The following is an 18,773-nucleotide window of genomic DNA, read 5'->3' as shown; positions in this document are numbered from 1 at the left end:
CGTAAATGCTGTTCGGATCTGACCCGCGTCCGTCCACCGGACTCGGTGTCTTTGAGGGCATTATCGACCGGATTATTGTCTTGAGCCTTCCCGAGGCTCAGGAACGTCGCGATCGTATCCCTTCTCATCTGGCAGAGTACGGGATCACTGCATTTGAATGGCATGACGCTTTTACGCCGGATCATCCAGCCGTTCAGTCGCTCTATGAAGAACAACGCATAGCGACGTTCCCGCCGTGTTTTCGGTGCGGGATGAACGATTGCGATTGCCCTAACAACGTGCTGATTCCTCAGCAGGTCGCAAACTTTGCCAGTCACTTGGACATATGGCGGCTTACCAGTCAGCAGGACGGTAGGGTCCTCGTGATGGAAGATGATATTGTGCTCCACCCTTGGACGTCGCGTGTATTGCGAAAGCTCTGGCACGGGATCGAGCGTGGAAACATCGACTTCACCCGAAGATCAACAATGATGTTGCGACTTGGGTGGGCATTGTCCAAGGATCATGGTCGTTTCAAGCGATTCCGCACAAATCACAAGGTCAAAATGTCGAACCCGTGCTATGCGCTCACTTCGGGGTTTGCCGCAAAGCTCATTGATCGCTTCGACCGTGTGGACACAACGTCGGATGTGTTTTTGCATGGCGAGGTTGCGACGCCCGAGGATTCTCTCACGATTTTCCCGCCTGTTGCTTCGGATTTGTCCTGGTCCGAAGGCGCAACGGATTCCTACATTCACCCCAAGAAAAACCGCTTGGAATACCTAAAGAAACACAATCGGGACACTGAACTTGCCGAGTTTGAGCGTCGGTTGAAGCACCATGTTCAGCATGTATATCAACGACCAATTTTATGCGTAGGTCATCCTCGAACCGGAACTGGTTTCGTGGCCGAACTGTGTACCAAGTCCGGCTTGGATGTCGGTCACGAAGCTGACGGTAAGGACGGCATTAGTTCGTGGATGTTTGCGGTGGACGCGGCGGAAAACCCTTGGGCCGCTGACCCGGTCGCCCAAACGCGCAAAGCCCTAAAGTGGCAATTCATGATCCAGACGGTTCGGGATCCGGCCACAGCCATTCCCTCGATTATTCGCGAAAACGCACATGCCCCTGCATCATACGAGTTTCGCCGGACCCACATTCTTGCGGAAACAGGGATTGATCTGAACGGTTTTGAGACTGATATCGAACGGGCTATCGCGTCGCTTTGATTGTGGGCGTCCATCATTCGTGGGCAGAACCCGGACTTTGTATTCCGAATTGAAACCGACTCTGAGGCCCTGATCGACTTTCTTCAGGACAAAGGTTTCAAGGTTCACAAGGACAATCTGGATATCGGCCCTGTAAACGCCGAGAAGCTGTATAAGGGCAAGCATCACGAAAAACCTCAGATCGACGCAGAACAGTGGGAAGTGATCGGACCACAAGCCCGGGCGCTTCTGAATGAATACTGTGAGGAATACGGCTACAACTCCCCCGTGGGAGCAACCTAGTCAAATTTTCCGCCTTATCGGGCCCCGATTTAGCGACCACATTGGTTAAAACCATATATCAATGTTGTGTTTTGATCACGTAGCGCGATGTATTTTGTATAATTAAAGTATATACAATTAATATCCATGCTACATTCACACATGTCATGTTTCAGATTTCTTTTAATCGTGGTCACGATTGCCGTTACGTTTTCCTCGCCGGTTGCAGCCCTTCCTTCCAAGCCCACTGACCGGGCAGAGTTGTTTGCCGTATGTTCAGGACGGCTCGAAGCATTGGCTGCGCGGCAAAAGGCCCGCTTGGGTAGCAAAGCGAATTCGGCAGAGATCCTTCGCGTTCAATTTGACCAGATGCTCGAAGCGGTGTTGCCTTGGGCGCTGTCCGAAGGCGTTGAGGAGCATCAGCCCAAACGCTGGCGTGTGCGTGGCTGGGTTGAGGTCGCGTATCTATTGGCCGATATGGACTACAGCTTTGATGCCCGGATCGCCGCTGGGGCTGAACTCCAATTGGAGCACCGGATATCCGAGTGCCGCGCCGTCCTGTTGTAACCCTGTTTGCATGAAAACAGGGCTGGCCCTATGGTCAAGACCCCGGAATGGTTCTAGGTTGCCGGGACAGAACACAACCGGACCTGCCGCCGATGAGCAAACCAATCGATAACCCCGCTGATCCGTTCAAGAAAGCTTTGGCCGAAGCCACGAAAGTGATGGCCGATGATCCCGAGCTGAACGTCTCATACACGGTCGATCCGTCGGGCATGTCGGGTGAATCTATGCGCCTGCCGCAAGTCAGCCGCCGCATGACTCGCGAAGAGGTTCTGCTGGCGCGCGGAACCGCCGATGCACTGGCGCTGCAACGCAAATACCACGACGATGCAACGCACGCACGCTATGCCCCTCCGGGAGATATGGCGCGCGATCTGTACGAAGCGATGGAGACCGCCCGGTGCGAGGCGATGGGCGCACGGGACATGCCCGGCACCGCGTCCAATATCGACGTCAAAATTGAACACGAAGCTATCCGCCGTGGGTATGACCAGTGCAAACAACCTGCTGATGCGCCTTTGGCCGTTGCGGCAGGTTATCTGATCCGACATCTGGCGACTGGTCGTGACCTGCCCCAGGCAGCAGATAACATCATGAACCTTTGGCGCGGATTCATCGAAGAACAAGCTGGGGGAACGCTTGAAAGCCTCGATGATATTCTCTCGGATCAGGCAGAGTTTGCAAAGTTTGCCCGTAAGATGATCAAGGATCTGGGATACGGCGACCAATTGGGGGATGACCCTGACGAGCTGGACGAAGAACAGGAAGATCGGGCCGAGGACGACGCAGAAGAACAGCCCGATCCTGATAGCACCGGCCAGGACGATCAGGATGAACAAGAAGCCGATGCCACCCCTGAGCAATCTCAGGAAGAGCAGCAGGACCAATCTCAGGCTCAGGTCTCGATGGACGAAATGGCCGACGACGAGATGGGCGAAGAGGCAGAGATGCCCGAAGGCGAGGCCCCGCTAGAGCCGCCCGCCCCGCCTCCGGCCTCTGAGGCGGACCCTGATTACAAAGTCTACCTGAATACTTTTGACGAAGAGATCGAGGCCGAGGATTTGGCCGAACCCGCCGAGTTGGAACGGCTGCGCGCCTATCTCGATCAACAGCTTGAACCGCTGAAGGGCGCGGTCAGCCGTCTGGCCAACAAACTGCAACGCCGCCTGCAGGCGCAGCAGAACCGATCGTGGGAATTCGACCGTGAGGAAGGCATTTTGGATGCTGGACGTCTGGCACGTGTCATCGCGAACCCGACAACTCCGCTCAGTTTCAAAATCGAGAAGGATACCGAGTTCCGCGACACCGTCGTGACGCTTTTGTTGGATAATTCCGGGTCGATGCGCGGGCGTCCGATCTCGATCGCAGCGATATGCGCTGATGTTCTGGCGCGGACGCTGGAACGCTGCAATGTTAAGGTCGAAATTCTGGGCTTCACCACCCGCGCCTGGAAGGGTGGTCAGGCACGCGAGGCGTGGCTGAACGACGGTCGCCCCCAGCAACCCGGGCGGCTGAACGACCTTCGCCATATTATTTACAAGGGCGCGGATGCTCCGTGGCGTCGCGCACGCCCCAACCTTGGCCTGATGATGAAAGAAGGTCTGCTGAAGGAAAACATCGACGGCGAGGCGCTGGAATGGGCGCATCGTCGGATGATGGCCCGGCGCGAACAGCGCAAGATCTTGATGGTGATTTCCGATGGTGCGCCGGTCGATGATTCAACTCTCAGCGTTAACCCTGCAAATTATCTGGAAAAACACCTGCGCGACGTGATCGCAATGGTTGAGAAGCGCAAGATGGTCGAACTGCTTGCTATCGGGATCGGCCATGACGTGACGCGTTATTACGACCGCGCGGTTACAATTACGGACGTCGAACAACTGGCCGGTGCGATGACCGAACAATTGGCAGCACTGTTTGACAGCGACCCAAGGGCGCGCGCCAGGGTCATGGGGATGAGGAAAGTAGGCTAACGCGCCTAATCCTAAAACTAAACGGAGTGCACTCCGATCTGAATGAGGTGAGACATGTTTCAATCCTTTGCCGTGACCGCACGTCCGGAACAAGGCCCACCGCGCTTGGCTGCGCTGCGGAAGGAGCTAGCGCAAGAGGGGTTGGATGGTTTCCTGACCCCGCGCGCGGACGCGCATCAGGGAGAATATGTCGCCCCACGGGACGAGCGTCTGGCGTGGTTGACCGGATTTACCGGATCAGCCGGATTTTGTGTTGCCCTGTCAGACATCGCAGGCGTGTTTGTTGACGGACGCTACCGTACTCAGGTCAAGGCACAGGTCGCGTCCGACTTCACCCCGGTGCCTTGGCCCGAAGTCGGCCTGAGTGCGTGGTTGAAGGAACAACTGCCGAACGGGGGAAAAGTTGGCTTTGACCCTTGGTTGCACGCCGCCGGGCAGATCTCAGCCGCCCAGAAAGAGCTGTCCGGCAGTGGTATCGAACTGATGCGCAGCGATAACCTCGTCGACCGTGTTTGGAACGACCAACCGGAGCCGCCATTAAATCCCGTCAAGGCTCACCCTCTGGAATTCGCTGGAGAAACCGCAGAAAGCAAAATCACACGCTTGGCCAAGGGCCTGCGCGATGCAGGATGTTCGGCCGCTGTGATTACCCTGCCGGACTCGATCATGTGGTTGTTGAACATTCGCGGCTCAGATATCGGCTACAATCCTGTGGCACACGGATTCGCGATTCTACATGCCGATGGGCTGGTGGATCTGTTCATGACCAAGGAAAAACTGGTCATTCCTCTGGGTGACAGGGTGAATATCCACGAACCGAACGCGTTCTTGGACAGCCTCGCTGCGCTTGATGGCAAGGTACAGGTCGATCTGGGCACGTTGCCACAAGCCGTAGCGGATATCTTGTCAGATCGGATGAATGACGGCGGCGACCCGTGCGCCCTGCCCAAGGCCTGCAAGAACCTGGCCGAAATCGCTGGCAGCGCCAAGGCGCACTTGCGCGACGCCGTAGCGGTTGTCGAAACCCTGTGCTGGCTGGATGCACAGCCCCCCGGCACAGTGACCGAGACCCAAGTCGTTACCCGGCTGGAAGAAAACCGGCGCACGGACAACGCCCTGCAGGACATCTCGTTCGACACGATCGCCGGAACCGGCCCCAACGGTGCGATCATGCACTATCGCGTGACCGAAGAAACCGACAGCTTGTTAAAAGACGGACACATACTGGTTCTGGACAGCGGCGGCCAGTATTTGGATGGTACGACAGATATCACCCGGACCATCGCCGTCGGAGAGGTCGGCGAAGAGGAAAAAACCTGCTTCACCCGCGTGTTGAAGGGCATGATTAACATGTCCATGTTGCGCTGGCCCGTTGGTTTGGCAGGACGCGACGTTGAATGTATCGCGCGCGCACCGCTCTGGGCGGCAGGGCAGGATTTCAATCACGGGGTCGGCCACGGGGTCGGCGCTTATCTAAGCGTTCACGAAGGCCCCCAGCGTCTGTCGCGTGTCAGCTCAGTCCCGCTGCAACCCGGTATGATCCTGTCAAACGAACCTGGCTACTACCGCGAGGGCGCTTTCGGAATCCGGATCGAAAATCTGGTGGCTGTGCAAGAGGCGCCCGCCCTGCCCGGTGGTGATGCCGAACGCGCGATGCTGAACTGGTGTACTCTGACTTTTGTCCCGATTGACCAACGGTTGATTGTGGTCGAGATGCTTACCACTGACGAACGCGATTGGCTGAACGCCTATCACCGCGACGTTGCGGAAAAAATCAGGCCTAGGCTGGGCGCAGAGGCGCAGCTGTGGTTGGATGCCGCAACCGGGCCGGTCTGACACCGGACTGTTACAAACACCGGGCAGAGGAGAAGCCCAGAACAAAGGGATGGAATACGTATGACCAAGATCACAATCCGTAAAGCACCGGGGAAATGGAGCGTCCGGTCCGGAGGCGCTATCCTTGGTGAAAGCACAAATGCGCTGGAGCTTTTGGAAGGCGATCTTGACCCTGTAATCTACTTCCCTCGCTCAGACATTGCCATGGCGTTTCTGGATCGCACCGAAAAACGCACGCATTGCCCGCACAAGGGCGATGCCACGCATTTTTCGATTGTGAACAAATCCTCTGTCACTGAAAACGCAGCATGGAGCTACGAAGACCCAATCCCATCAGCCCTGGAAATCAAGGGCTACGTTGCCTTTTATAAGATCGAGTCGGTCAAGGTCGAACAAATCTAGATCGCCTCTTTCACCGCCTCGACAGTTGCCATGTCATGACGGACACGTCCGAACGCCTGCGCCATTGAGGTCAACGTATGCGGAGGGCAGCCAATCTCAGGCAGGCAGGATGCGTCGATCACACGGACCTTCCCGTCGAAAGCAGATCGCACGACCCGATCCACGGGCTCATGACGCTGCCCAAGGGTCAGCCTGTGATAGTGAAACCCTTGACCGGGGTCAGTGATGCCCAATGCGCTGCGCACGCCATGAGAGGCGAGCCAGTCGAGAAGATGCTGCAAGTATTCGTCCATATCCGGTTTCGGCGTCTGTATCGCCTCTATCCGGTCCTGGCCCGGTAAATGGTGGAACTGAACCAGCGTTTTCGGTGTCCAAATCCGCACTGGCTGGACAAAATCAATAATGCGTCCAATGCGTCGACCACGGAAGTGAGGCCCCAGACCAAACCTGGTCGTTAGCATACTCAGCGGGGCTTGGGACACCGTGTAGACTGAGGCAAACAGCTTACAAAGCCCGTCTTGTTTCCACTTGAGCGTCAGCGCGTTGAAATTCCCTCGGTTCGTATAGCTGCGGGGCGACCCAAGTATACGGGCGAGCCTGAGGCAATTGATCGTGTAAGGTGCATGATCACGAAATCTGATCTCGGTCGCTGCCCTTAGGCTACGTGCCAGCAAAGTTGCCGTGCCAAGAACACCGGCAGCCAGAAACACGCGACGAGCCTTAATCCGGGTACCGTCGTCAAGCTCTAACCGAACAAGTTCCTGTTCGGTTTCGATACGCTGTACCCGACCGTCGCGGATTTCGACATCCGGCATTTCACGCAGGCGCTTTTCCACCGCATTTGCCATAGCGCGCAATCCAGACCCGGGCTCGTCCTTGGTTCCCGTCAGAAGGCGCGGTGCGCTTTTTTCAAATCCGTTTTCCAGTTTCTGCCGACGAACGCCGCCAACCACTTCAAAATCGGATTGTACTGCGTCGCACGCTTCGCGGTAAGCCCGCCAGTTTTCAAGGAATCGTCCCTGTCCCCAAGGGTCATCCCTGTCATAGACCTGAAGCTGTTTTCCCCAATAATTGGCCAAACCACCAATTTCTGCGGCAACAAACATTGGAGGGGCATCTCCGGACACTGCCGTTCGTTCGGCCAAATAGGCGGGCTCGCGCCGTTCATAAGCAACCGAAACTATTTTGGCCGGCCCCCCCTCAAAGGGTTGGGACGTCGCACCCGTAACAACAACCAACGATCCGGAATAACCCTTCATCGCGGTCAGGGCGGCATAACCAGCAGGGCCAGCGCCGATCAATGCGGCATCAAAAACGCGCATGCAAAGACCCTTTTCTACACGAAACCGGATTTAGAATTCGCTTTCCGCCCCGGCAATTCATCGGAACACGGGCGTGAACCAAAGGGTACTCTGCGCATCTGAAAGGTTCAGAGCGGAGTATTCGGAACTTCCACAAGCAATAGATGGCCCAAGTTCTGCCAAGCGGCCCCAAAAGCGCCGGACACCATGCACGCGCAGAGGCAGTAGTGTAATTTGATGTACACAAAGCGAGACGCAGTAAAAACATAATAAGTTGCCCCCAAATCTCATGAGCCTTGGTGCAAATTCGTATATTTGTCGTCTAGTTGTTTGAAATTACGTGTATTCGTAGTGCCAGATACCCGGTTAAGAAGAACGAATACCAATTGAACTCAATAAATTATCCGGGCCAACTTTGCCGATAATAGCTGAAATTTGCTGTTTGAATCAAGAAAACAAGCCATTCCAATGGGCGTCGAACAAGTTCCACTGCTGGCTCGGTGCGTTCTTAAGCACGCAAGAATGCCCAAAGCCTAACTTTGCGGCGATTGCTGTTTCCAAGCAAAAATCCGTGCTGCTTCAGACGCGCCCGAGGCCTTCCTTCACACAAAAATCAGAGGTTATTCAGCCTGCTCGCGCAGAGAAATCAGGATATCCACCAAAGCGTTAATAACTTCTGGGTCGTCCAGCGCCGGGTCAGGCATCGAGGTGTCCTGGGCCACAGATTGCGGATTGTCCAGAAATGCTACCAACTGCTCGCGCGTCCACTCTCCTCCGACCGACGAAAGCGACTGCGAATAATCAAAATCTGTGAGACCCGCGATCTTTCTGCCGTAGACCTCGCCCAATGACGGGGCGCTTGCGCTAGGAAGTACGCCAAAACCGTGACATTCGGCGCAACCGTCCAATGCGGTTTCGACTGCGCCGGCGGTTCTGTTCGACAAACCAAGATCGCCAATTTTGGCAACAGCGAACTGGTAGCTTGGATCAAACTCTCCAACCGTCAGATGCAGCACCTTTTTCTGGTCGGTCCAAAGTGCGATCGTGTCTCCATGCTGATGGACATAGCGGATGCGAAAGCCAAGCGGAATGCGCTCGGCGAACAGGATGCCTTCGCCGTTCGTGCGAATGCGGAACAGGCTGTTTCCGGCCAAGGACCCCGCCAGCATGTCACCGTCCCACGCCGGATGGAAATCGTCCACTGGCGCTAATGAGCTTACGGCGACCGAGGGCAACCACGAATAGGCTGGAAGCTGGAATTCCGGGTGGCGTCCGTAATCAAGCGTATCCGGCAAAGGCAACTTATTGTACCGCGTACCCAGCGAAACCTGCGGCCACCCGTAATCTGACCCCTCACGAATAAGGTTCAGTTCATCCCCTCCGCGACGGCCATGCTCGACCGTCCACAATCGGCCATCGGCATCAAACGCGATCCCCTGCATGTTCGAGTGGCCCTGACTGAGAACGCGGTGCTCACCTGTTGCCGTATCGACGGCAAGTACCTTGCCGTACATCTGGTCAGGATCCTGCGACAGCGCCACCGGCGAATAGGTTCCGTCCATCGCATAGTCGCCAGCCGCCAGATACAATGTCCCATCATCGTCCACACGGAACCGACCGCCCGCCATATGGCCCTGAATCGCGCGCCCGTCCGGGTTGGGCGCAAGACAGGGATCCGTTGCGTATAGAATGGTCCAGTCATCCGAACTGATTGACACCGCATCGACAGAGGTGCCGTTCAGCGGAGCAGTGGACAAGGTCGTGCGATAGCAATTGTCGGCTTCTACCCACTCGGTGAATGAGACAATCAGCTTACCGTCGACGACGTCTACGTCGTTATAGCGAAAGTAAAAATGCGCAAAGTTGTAATCCGGGTTGGCCTCTTCGAAATCAAGCATGGCCTCCCACCCGTTGGGCGGCGGCGCAATATCAAGCGTCACGGCTTCATCGCCGCTGACTTCGAAAAACCCGCCTTCATGAGTCATGACGATCAGGTCATTTCCTAAACTGGTCAACGCTCCACCGCTGCCCGCACGGTCCACGGGGACGTCCAGTTCTTTCATGTTGAGGGCGGTGAAAATGGTTTCGACTTGCGCAACGCGATCCCCAGACCAGATCGGAGCGGAATGAGTTATCCCAACATGACTTGTGCGCAGTTGGTGGACTTCCCACATCATCAGGCCCAGCGAACCTGCCAACGTCACCGTGATAACGGGGCTACTCAACAGTCGTTTCACGATGCTCATTGCCTGACCTCAACCTAGTTTTTTTGTTATCCGCCATTACTGCGGGTGCTGCTCGGGCTCATAGAAACCGGAAACTTCAACAGTATCAACCCGGCTTGCCAATTCCTGCGAACGATTGGGGCCAATAGACTTCAACCACGCCCCAAATCGAACAAACTTCACGCGTTCCTCACGCGCCTTTTCAATGCAAGTGAACCGATTTGCGGGCAAAATGGCACAACACATCATCGGAGGACGCCATGTCGATCACCCGCCGCAGTTTCGTCGGAGCATTTGGGGCCGGGCTTGCCCTGCCCACAGCGTTGTGGTCACAATCCGATCCTGTTTTGCAGGCGGTGCGTTCCACCCTGTATGGCAGCAATTCCGAGTTTGCCGAAGGTATGGCTTATCTGGTCGCGCGTGGAAATCCGGATGTCGTCCCTGCCCTGCTGACCGCGATGCGGTACGGGCGGCAGCGAAGCAACGAGATCACCGGCGTGATGCGCGATCTTACGGGCGAGACTATCGGAACCGATTGGTTCGATTGGATGCTGTGGCAAGAGAACAACCCGCAACTGACCCCACATCCGTCGCTGATCCCATTCAAGCGCGAGGTGCTATTGGGAATCGATCCGAATTTCGACGATTTTCTGCGCCCTGAATACCTTCAGCCCGAGAAGATGAAAATCCGGCTAGAAGAGATCACATGGGGTGGGGTTCACAAGGATGGTATCCCATCTCTGGATAATCCGACACTGGTGCCGGTGTCTCGGGCGGAATACCTGAAAGACAGCGATCTGGTTTTCGGGGTCTCGATCAACGGAGACACACGCGCCTATCCGTTACGGATTATGGGCTGGCACGAAATGTTCAATGAAGTCATCGGCGGCGCACCTGTCGCGCTGGCCTATTGTACGCTGTGTGGTTCTGGAATTCTATTTGAAACGCAAGTGGCCGGGCGGAGCAAGCCTCTGGTCTTTGGCTCATCAGGTTTTCTATACCGCTCGAACAAGCTGATGTTCGACCGCGAGACACACTCGTTATGGAACCAATACACCGGTAAACCGGTTGTTGGCCCCTTGGTCAGCAGCGGGATTGAACTGAAGCAGCGACCAGTTGTGATCACCACATGGCAAAGCTGGAAAACCTCGCACCCGGACACCAAGGTTCTGTCCCTCAAAACCGGGCACCGCAGAAACTATGGATCGGGCGTAGTCTATCGCGATTACTTCGCATCGCCCGAGTTGATGTTCCCGGCGCTGGTCGATCAATCCAGACATCAGCAGAAGGACTATGTGTTCGCCATTCGTCAATTTGGCGCGGCGCGGGCTTGGCCTTTGAACGCTTTCAGCAAGACCCGCGTGATCAATGACGCAATCGACAACAAGGCGCTGGTTTTGGTCGGAAACCCAGACAAGCGCGCGGTCCGGGCCTACGAGAGGAAGTCAAACCAATTCACGGCGTCTGACAGCGGTTTGGTTGATCAGGCGGGCCGGAAATGGACAATGACCGAAGAGGCCTTGATCGGGCCTGATGGCACCCGGTTGCCACGCGTCGCGGGACATATCTCGTACTGGTTTGCGTGGGATAACTATCTGGGGGACGCCGCGACTGTGTATCCCGGTTAAGAATGTTCCTCGGCCGCCGTCGCCGCCAAAGCCCGGTTATAGGCTTTGAGCGCGTCAATGTGGTACAGGGCACCAACGGGGTTTTCGCAGCCGTCCTCATCCATCACGACGACCGGAATGCACGGGATGTCCACCCGGTCGAAGTAAGGCATCGCGGCCTCTAACGTGGCGCTGGCCTGAACGCACAGGCCTTGTTCTATCAGATCCTGTGCTTCGTCCTTGGTGATTGACTGTGGATCACCGATCGGGCGCATCACTGATCCGGCGCGGAGCATCGCCAACAGATAAGCCTGCGGGCCAGCGGCCAGGTGGACATCGCGGCGCTCAAGCTGTGTCAGGAAGAACGATCTGTCGACTAAGCGCGAGGCCAGCGCGGTCGACATGGACACCGAAACCATTACGGCCAGACCGATTTGCCAGTCTCCGGTCAGTTCAAAAACAATCATCGTGGTCGATATCGGCGCCCCCAGCACCGCGGCGGCAACGGCCCCCATCCCCGCAAACGCATAGAGAGTATGCGTGCCAGATACATCCGGCAGCAGACCCGTCGCGACAAGGCCGAAGGCCAACCCGGTCAGCGCGCCGATCATCAGCGAAGGCGAGAACACCCCGCCCCCCATCCGTCCGCCCATCGTAATGGCCAACGCAACGGTTTTGACCACGGCAAAGACAATAGCAGCGGAAAGCACCAAATCTCCGGTCAAGGCACGGACCGTGGTTTCGTATCCAACCCCGATGATGTGCGGGAACCAGATCGCCAGAAGCCCCAGCATCGCGCCCGACACGGCTGGCCGCAACCAACGCGGCAGGGACAATCGGGCCTGAATGTGGTTGCCGAAGTCCTCGGCGAAAAAGATTGATCGCATCAGCAGCAGGGAAACCAGCCCGCAGATCAGGCCAAGGATCAGAAATGCGGGTAGCTCGACATAGAATTGCAGCGAGCCGGGCGTTTCCAGAACGAACTCGGTGACGTCGCCATATTCCAACCTGTTGATCACCGTGCCCGCCACCGACGCGATGACGATCGGCGCAAAAGCGTGAACTGCAAAATGCCGCAAGACGACCTCGAGCGCGAAAAGCGCACCCGCGATCGGAGAATTGAAGCTGGCCGATACTGCGGCCGCAACCGCACATCCCAACAGGTCGCGCCCGGTAATGCCGTCGGCGTTAATACGGTCGCTGACCCATGTCGAGATGACACCGGCCATGTGCACCACCGGACCTTCGCGGCCCGTCGATCCGCCCGTACTTAGTGTAATCAGGGACGCGAACAAGGACGCGATCCCGGCCTTGCGTTCAACCCGGCCATCGGTCAGCGCCGCGCCCTCAATCACGTCGGCGACGGAACGAACGCGCCCGTCATCGGTGAATCTGTGCAGGATGATGCCAACAACCAGACCGCCAATGATGGGCGTGATCAGGATCACGAACCACGGCAGCTTTTCCGCATGGCTATGCAGCAGCAGGATGTCTTCGGTGTCATAGACATAGGCCTGAAGTGCCCGGATTGCCTTGCGAAATCCCAGCGCCATGAAGCCAGCCGCGATCCCGATGGCCAAAGCAATGAACCAGAACTGAATTTGGCTGGGGCCCCGACGCCGCATCACCCGCCACGCATCCTTCATCGCGGCCATAGCCTGATTGAGCTGGTTGCGCAAAACGGTACGGGTCGACTGAGTCATGTGCCCTCGGGGATCAATTCATATGCCTTACTAAGCCACGGTGGGCACATATAAAAGGCGGATCGCGCGGGTGTGAGCAGCTATGCGTCCAACAAGGCACGGGCGGCGGCGCGTGCTTCGTCAGTTATGGTATCGCCGGCAACCATTCGGGCAATTTCGTCCACCCTGTCAAGGTCAGCCAGCGGGATCACCGTCGAAAGCGTCTGACCGTCCGTGACATGTTTCTGAACCCGCCAGTGATGCGCGGCTCGGGCGGCGACCTGCGGTGAATGCGTCACCACAAGAACCTGCCCACCATCCGCCAAAGACGCCAGTCGACGGCCAACAGCATCCGCCGTGGCACCGCCTACACCCCGATCAATTTCATCAAAGATCATGGTGTGCGCACTGTCTTCCCCGGTCAGGCACACCTTGAGTGCCAACAGAAATCGGCTGAGTTCTCCGCCGGACGCGATCTTGTTCAGCGGACCGGACGGGGCGCCCGGGTTGGTGGCAACCGTGAAGGCAACCACGTCAATACCTTCGGGGCCGGGGTCGCCTGGGGTCACTTCGGTCCGAAACACCGCACGCTCCATTTTCAACGGTGCCAGTTCTGCCATTACGGCTGCGTCCAACTCGACGGCAGCCTTTTGCCGAGCGGCGCTCATAGCCGAAGCAGCAGCGTCATAGCGCTCCTGCGCGGCCGCAACCGCAGCGCGCTGATCGGCCAGATTCGCGTCCCCTGCTTCCAAGCGGTTCAAACGGTCCCGCAAGGTCTCGGCAAAGCCACCCAGATCATCGGGGGCAACGTCGTGTTTGCGGGCCAGCGCGCGAATAGCAAAAAGACGCTCTTCGGTCAGCTCCAACTCGGATGGGTTGAACTCAAGCGCGTCAAGACAGGCGCTGACACCGTCTTGCGCCTCACCCAATTCGATCAAGGCGCGGCCCAACGCGGCAATCGGTTCCTCCAACTGCCCACCGGCATTATCGGATACACCTTCCAACCAACGCACGGCGTCAGACATCGCGCCCTCTGCGCCGTCGCCGCCCAGCAGATCAAATGCGCGGGCAACGTCGTCACGGATGCGCTCGGCACCCTGCATCAATCGACGACGTGCATCCAGATCAGCATCTTCGCCCGGTTGCGGGTTCAACTGATCAAGTTCGGCTACCGAATGGCGCAGAAACTCTTCTTCTGCGCGCATCGCTGTCAAAGTGGCCTCGGTCTGGGTAAGAGCTTTGCGGGCGCGCGAAACTTCAGACCACGCGGTGCGAACGTCGGCAAGCTGCTCACCAGCGCCCGAATAGCTGTCCAGCATGGCCCTGTGACCGCGCGGATTCAACAATCCGCGATCATCATGCTGACCATGCAGCTCCACCAGAGTCTCAGATAGCGCCCGCAGCACCTCGCCCGAGCAGCGCCGGTCATTGACCCAGGCTGTCTTGCGCCCTTCGGCTGTGTTTACGCGGCGCAGGATCAATTCCTCTCCGGCTGGCAATCCGGCCTCCGCCAAGATTGCATGGGCCGGATGGTCCGGGGACAGTTCAAATTCGGCCACAACCTCGCCCTGAACAGCGCCCTGACGCACCAGTTCGGCCCGACCCCGCCACCCCAGAACGAAGCCGAGCGAATCCAGCAGGATTGACTTGCCTGCCCCTGTCTCGCCGGTCAACGCGTTCAAACCCGGTTGAAACGTCAGTTCCAACCGGTCGATGATCAGCATGTCGCGGATATCGAGGGCGCGCAGCATCGGGTCTTAGCGTCCCACGCCTTTGGTCATGGCGATTACAACCACTCACCCTTGATCGTCTGGCGATAGATCTGGCTGAGCCAATTATTTCCTCGGCTCTTCAGGTCCAGCCCACGCGAGGTCAACAGCTTGTAACCCGCGTCGTACCACTCGGACGACTGATAGTTGTATCCCAGAATCGCACCGGCCGACTGCGCTTCGTCCACCAGACCCAGCGACAGATAGGCTTCGATCAAACGATACAGCGCCTCGGCTGTGTGCGACGTGGTCTGGAAATCCTCAACCACGACACGGAACCGGTTGATGGCTGCGGAATAATGATCTTGGCGCAGGTAATACCGGCCAATCTCCATTTCCTTTCCGGCCAGATGGTCAAAAGCCAGATCGAATTTCAACACCGCCGACGTTGCGTATTCACTGTCGGGGTAAACTTCGATGACCGTGCGCAAGGACTGAAGCGCCTGAAATGTCAGGCCCTGATCACGCCCGACCTCGTCAATCTGATCATAATAGCTCAGCGCAAGCAGGTACTGGGCATAGGCCGCATCTTCATCCGTGGGGTAAAAGTCGATATACCGCTGCGCCGCCGCCCGGCTTTCTTCATAGTTCTTGTCCGAATGGTATGAGAACGCCTGCATGATCAGCGCGCGTTTGGCCCAATCGGAATAAGGATACAGACGTTCAACTTCCGAGAAGTACCACGCCGCATCATCCGAACGATTCTGCGACAGCTCGTATTCGCCGCGCGTGAAAATCTGTTCCGGAGTGAACCCATCCAGGTTCTGATCGCGGTCTGCGCCTTGTCTGCCGCAAGCCGTCAAAACTGCTGCCAGAAGAATCGCCGCTGCGAATCTGACTGCCGCTTTGGTGCCAACCATTCCGCCTATCCTTGTCGTCTTGATTATTGGGGCAAACCCCGGATTTGGCCTTGGTTTAGCACATATAATTGCGGGGCAAAACGCCTTAGTAAGCCCTCTGGCGCAATTGTCGACAGAGTTGATCCAATCAGGCGACTTCGGGGATTTCGTCCCACACAAGGCCTTGCCCCGGCAGGCGCGCGGCCTGTTCGGGCGTGCAAAGGATCGGACGAACGGCACCCGGCGTTTCAAACAGCTTGCGCAGCAAGGTGTTTGTCATCGCATGGCCCGACTTGTCGCCTGTGAAATGACCCAGGATCGGCCCTCCGGCTAGGTAAAGGTCACCCAGAGCGTCCAGCATCTTGTGACGCACGGCTTCATCAGCGTGGCGAAGTCCGCCGGGGGTCAACACTTCGTCCCCCTGAACAACCACGGCGTTTTCCAATGTTCCGCCAAGCGCAAGACCGTTCTCGCGCATTTCTTCTACGTCTGTGCGGCGGCAGAACGTACGGCAATCGCTCAGCTCACGCGCAAAGGATCCGTTACGCATATCCAATGTCTTGGTCTGACTGCCAATCGCTGCGTCTTCGAAATCTATGTGGAAGTCGATGATCAGGCCATCGGCGGGCGCGATTGAGGCGCTTGCCCCTTCGCGGGTCGCTGTTACGGGCTTAAGAACTTCGTAGGCCAGAACCGGGCTCGCCTGCCGACGCACGCCTTTGGTCATGATGCCGCGCACGAAGTCGATCGACGATCCGTCCATGATCGGAACTTCGGGGCCGTCAATCTCGATCAGAGCGTTATGAACACCGCACCCGGCCAAAGCTGCCATGATATGTTCGATGGTCGACACCGACACACCCGCGTCGTTCACTAGACGGGTACATAGCGGAGTGCGTTCCACCACGTCGTAGATCGCCGGGATCAGCGCGTTGCCCAGTTCGATATCCGACCGCCTGAACCAGATGCCGTGACCGGCAGCCGCTGGCTTCAGGACCATCGTCGCTGGTTTGCCGCTGTGCAGCCCGACGCCTGTAAACGTGATCGGAGTTTTGAGCGTATGTTGCAAAGTGAACCTCGGTGAGTGGTGTCCGGCCCATCCCGGCCGTGTTGGACATTCAGTTAAGGAACACGGGCAAAAGGCTCAACTCACTCTTTGTAACTGAATGAAACATGTATGTAACAGATCGGCAAAAGACTGCTTATATCCACCTAAGGTACTGTATTTAAATTAAAAAGGGCCGCCAAGTGGCGACCCCTAAAACGTATATTGTTACCGTGATCAGTTCGCTTGACGCCGCAGAAATGCCGGAATTTCGATGCGATCCTGTTCGGGATCGGCCTCATCCTGTGCTGGTGCCGTAGCGTCAGATTGGCGCATAACCGGCTGTTGGCGCGGTGGTTGCGCCGGCGTATCGGCCGCGTGCCCCGTCATCCGGTCGATCAAACGGTTGAAGCCAAACCGGGGACGATCAGCCTCAGCATGGGCCGTCGGCTGAGGTGCGGGCTGCGGTGCCGCCGGGCGCGGCGCTGGGTGGCCACGCTCGGACGCCGGAACGTTCTGAACTGCGGCTTGCAGGCGCTGCAGGGCCTCGGGCGACGGGGTGCCCGCCGCTGGTTGAGGCTGAGGCGCGACATAGTTTTCCGGAGCAGGTTCAACCGGCTCGGGAGTCGGTTCGAACTCAGCGACCTGCGGCTGATAGGCCGGGGGGGGCAGGCCATCATCGTCTTGTTCGGCACGCGGCTGGTACTGTGGTTCCGTCGGTTCCTCGGTCGTTTCAAACAAAGACGGTTCGCGGTTCACTTCGGGCTGAGGCTCAGTAACGACCTCTTCCGCTGCGACGAGGGTCTCTTCTTGCAGCGGTTCTTCTGCCGAAACTGTGCGTGTCAGTGGGGCTGACATCGAACGACGGGCAACGGGGACGTCATCGTGCTTTTCACTGGCGTCAATACCGGTTGCGACAACCGAAACGCGCATGCCGCCTTCCATCGCGGTATCCAGGGTCGAACCAACGATGATGTTCGCCTCGGGGTCCACTTCCTCGCGGATGCGGTTGGCGGCTTCGTCCAATTCGAACAGGGTCAGGTCGTGCGAACCGGTGATATTGATCAGCACGCCCTTGGCACCCTTGAGGCTGATTTCGTCCAGCAGCGGGTTGGCGATTGCTTTCTCGGCCGCCTGAACCGCGCGATCTTCGCCGGTCGCCTCGCCCGTACCCATCATCGCCTTGCCCATCTCGTCCATCACGGCGCGGACGTCGGCAAAGTCGAGGTTGATCAGACCCGGACGCACCATCAGGTCGGTCACGCCCTTCACGCCCTGATACAGAACGTCATCGGCCATCGAGAACGCCTCGGTAAACGTGGTCTTTTCATTGGCCAAACGGAACAGGTTCTGGTTCGGAATGATGATCAGCGTGTCAACGACCTCTTGCAGCGCCTCAACACCGTCTTCGGCCTGACGCATCCGCTTGGCCCCTTCGAACTGGAAGGGTTTGGTTACCACGCCAACAGTCAGAACGCCCAACTCACGCGCAGCCTGAGCGATGATCGGAGCAGCGCCTGTACCGGTTCCACCGCCCATGCCGGCGGTGATGAAACACATATGTGCGCCCGCCAGATGATCGACGATCTGTTCGATGCTTTCCTCTGCAGCCGCAGCCCCAACGGTAGGCCGCGCGCCAGCGCCCAGACCCTCGGTCACTTTGACGCCCAATTGCACCCGCGCCGAGGAATGGCTTTGCTGAAGTGCTTGTGCGTCGGTATTGGCGACCACGAAATCCACGCCATCCAACTGTTTTTCAATCATGTTATTGACAGCGTTACCGCCTGCGCCACCAACGCCAAATACAGTAATCCGAGGCTTCAGTTCGTCGTGCCCGGGCATCGAAAGATTCAATGTCATGCTCTGTCCGCCTGTTTATATGATCCGCCAAAGCGGTGTTTTTCTTACCTATCCTTCAACAATCCTACCGACCGAAACGCCAAAGGTCACGCCAAAAATCGCCAGAATCCACAAAATATGGAGGAAATAAGGCGGATCACCGCCGTATTTTGCATTGATTGCCAGATGTTGCGGATTGAACTCAAAGCACCACGAAAAATG

General features: G+C 57.4%; 14 protein-coding genes. 7 read left to right on the top strand and 7 right to left on the bottom strand.

The annotated features are described in order from the left end of the window. Nucleotides 1–5 precede the first annotated feature (5 nt). From GOX75_RS01625 to GOX75_RS01600, 6 genes are all read left to right on the top strand, one after another. Nucleotides 6–1,208 carry a glycosyltransferase family 25 protein gene (locus GOX75_RS01625; protein WP_171120700.1) on the top strand — a complete coding sequence of 401 codons (1,203 nt, stop codon included), beginning with the start codon at nucleotides 6–8 and terminating at the stop codon, nucleotides 1,206–1,208. Further along, nucleotides 1,209–1,490 (top strand): hypothetical protein, encoded by a 282-nt coding sequence (locus GOX75_RS01620; RefSeq protein ID WP_171120698.1) that lies wholly within the window; start codon nucleotides 1,209–1,211, stop codon nucleotides 1,488–1,490. Nucleotides 1,491–1,658: 168 nt separating this feature from the next. Further along, complete coding sequence (locus GOX75_RS01615; RefSeq protein ID WP_171120696.1) at nucleotides 1,659–2,036, top strand: hypothetical protein; 378 nt, start codon at nucleotides 1,659–1,661, stop codon at nucleotides 2,034–2,036. 92 nt (nucleotides 2,037–2,128) lie between these two features. Continuing rightward, nucleotides 2,129–4,006 carry a cobaltochelatase subunit CobT gene (cobT, locus tag GOX75_RS01610; protein WP_171120694.1) on the top strand — a complete coding sequence of 626 codons (1,878 nt, stop codon included), beginning with the start codon at nucleotides 2,129–2,131 and terminating at the stop codon, nucleotides 4,004–4,006. Nucleotides 4,007–4,060: 54 nt separating this feature from the next. Continuing rightward, complete coding sequence (locus GOX75_RS01605; protein WP_171120692.1) at nucleotides 4,061–5,842, top strand: aminopeptidase P family protein; 1,782 nt, start codon at nucleotides 4,061–4,063, stop codon at nucleotides 5,840–5,842. 60 nt (nucleotides 5,843–5,902) lie between these two features. Then, nucleotides 5,903–6,244, top strand: coding sequence for a DUF427 domain-containing protein (locus GOX75_RS01600; protein WP_171120690.1), 342 nt, complete (start codon nucleotides 5,903–5,905; stop codon nucleotides 6,242–6,244). Here the strand turns inward: GOX75_RS01600 and GOX75_RS01595 are convergent. Beyond that, on the bottom strand, nucleotides 6,241–7,566 hold the full coding sequence (locus tag GOX75_RS01595; protein WP_171120688.1) for a hypothetical protein: 1,326 nt from the start codon (nucleotides 7,564–7,566) through the stop codon (nucleotides 6,241–6,243). The two genes, GOX75_RS01600 and GOX75_RS01595, sit on opposite strands and share 4 nt — an antisense overlap. 599 nt (nucleotides 7,567–8,165) lie before the next feature. Beyond that, nucleotides 8,166–9,791 carry a PQQ-dependent sugar dehydrogenase gene (locus GOX75_RS01590; protein ID WP_171120686.1) on the bottom strand — a complete coding sequence of 542 codons (1,626 nt, stop codon included), beginning with the start codon at nucleotides 9,789–9,791 and terminating at the stop codon, nucleotides 8,166–8,168. Between the two features lie 239 nt (nucleotides 9,792–10,030). Here GOX75_RS01590 and GOX75_RS01585 point away from each other — a divergent pair, with 239 nt between their 5' ends. Then, nucleotides 10,031–11,398 carry a DUF3179 domain-containing protein gene (locus GOX75_RS01585; RefSeq protein ID WP_171120684.1) on the top strand — a complete coding sequence of 456 codons (1,368 nt, stop codon included), beginning with the start codon at nucleotides 10,031–10,033 and terminating at the stop codon, nucleotides 11,396–11,398. Here the strand turns inward: GOX75_RS01585 and GOX75_RS01580 are convergent. The 5 genes from GOX75_RS01580 to ftsZ form a co-directional block, all read right to left on the bottom strand. Then, the gene (locus tag GOX75_RS01580) at nucleotides 11,395–13,080 is read right to left on the bottom strand and encodes a chloride channel protein (protein WP_171120682.1); all 1,686 of its coding nucleotides are present in this window, start codon (nucleotides 13,078–13,080) and stop codon (nucleotides 11,395–11,397) included. The two genes, GOX75_RS01585 and GOX75_RS01580, sit on opposite strands and share 4 nt — an antisense overlap. A gap of 80 nt (nucleotides 13,081–13,160) precedes the next feature. Further along, complete coding sequence (recN, locus tag GOX75_RS01575) at nucleotides 13,161–14,810, bottom strand: DNA repair protein RecN (protein ID WP_171120680.1); 1,650 nt, start codon at nucleotides 14,808–14,810, stop codon at nucleotides 13,161–13,163. A 35-nt stretch (nucleotides 14,811–14,845) separates the two neighbouring features. After that, nucleotides 14,846–15,688 carry an outer membrane protein assembly factor BamD gene (locus GOX75_RS01570; RefSeq protein WP_171120678.1) on the bottom strand — a complete coding sequence of 281 codons (843 nt, stop codon included), beginning with the start codon at nucleotides 15,686–15,688 and terminating at the stop codon, nucleotides 14,846–14,848. A 127-nt stretch (nucleotides 15,689–15,815) separates the two neighbouring features. Beyond that, nucleotides 15,816–16,736 carry a UDP-3-O-acyl-N-acetylglucosamine deacetylase gene (gene lpxC, locus GOX75_RS01565; RefSeq protein ID WP_171120676.1) on the bottom strand — a complete coding sequence of 307 codons (921 nt, stop codon included), beginning with the start codon at nucleotides 16,734–16,736 and terminating at the stop codon, nucleotides 15,816–15,818. A gap of 213 nt (nucleotides 16,737–16,949) precedes the next feature. Then, entirely contained in the window at nucleotides 16,950–18,572 is a 1,623-nt protein-coding gene (gene ftsZ / locus GOX75_RS01560; protein WP_171120674.1) for a cell division protein FtsZ, read from the bottom strand. Nucleotides 18,573–18,773: the final 201 nt, after the last annotated feature.

The sequence above is a fragment of the Ruegeria sp. HKCCD7251 genome, assembly GCF_013031165.1.
GTDB lineage: Bacteria > Pseudomonadota > Alphaproteobacteria > Rhodobacterales > Rhodobacteraceae > Ruegeria.
The sequence above is the reverse complement of the archived record's forward strand: the minus strand, read 5'-3'. Positions and strand labels throughout refer to the sequence as shown.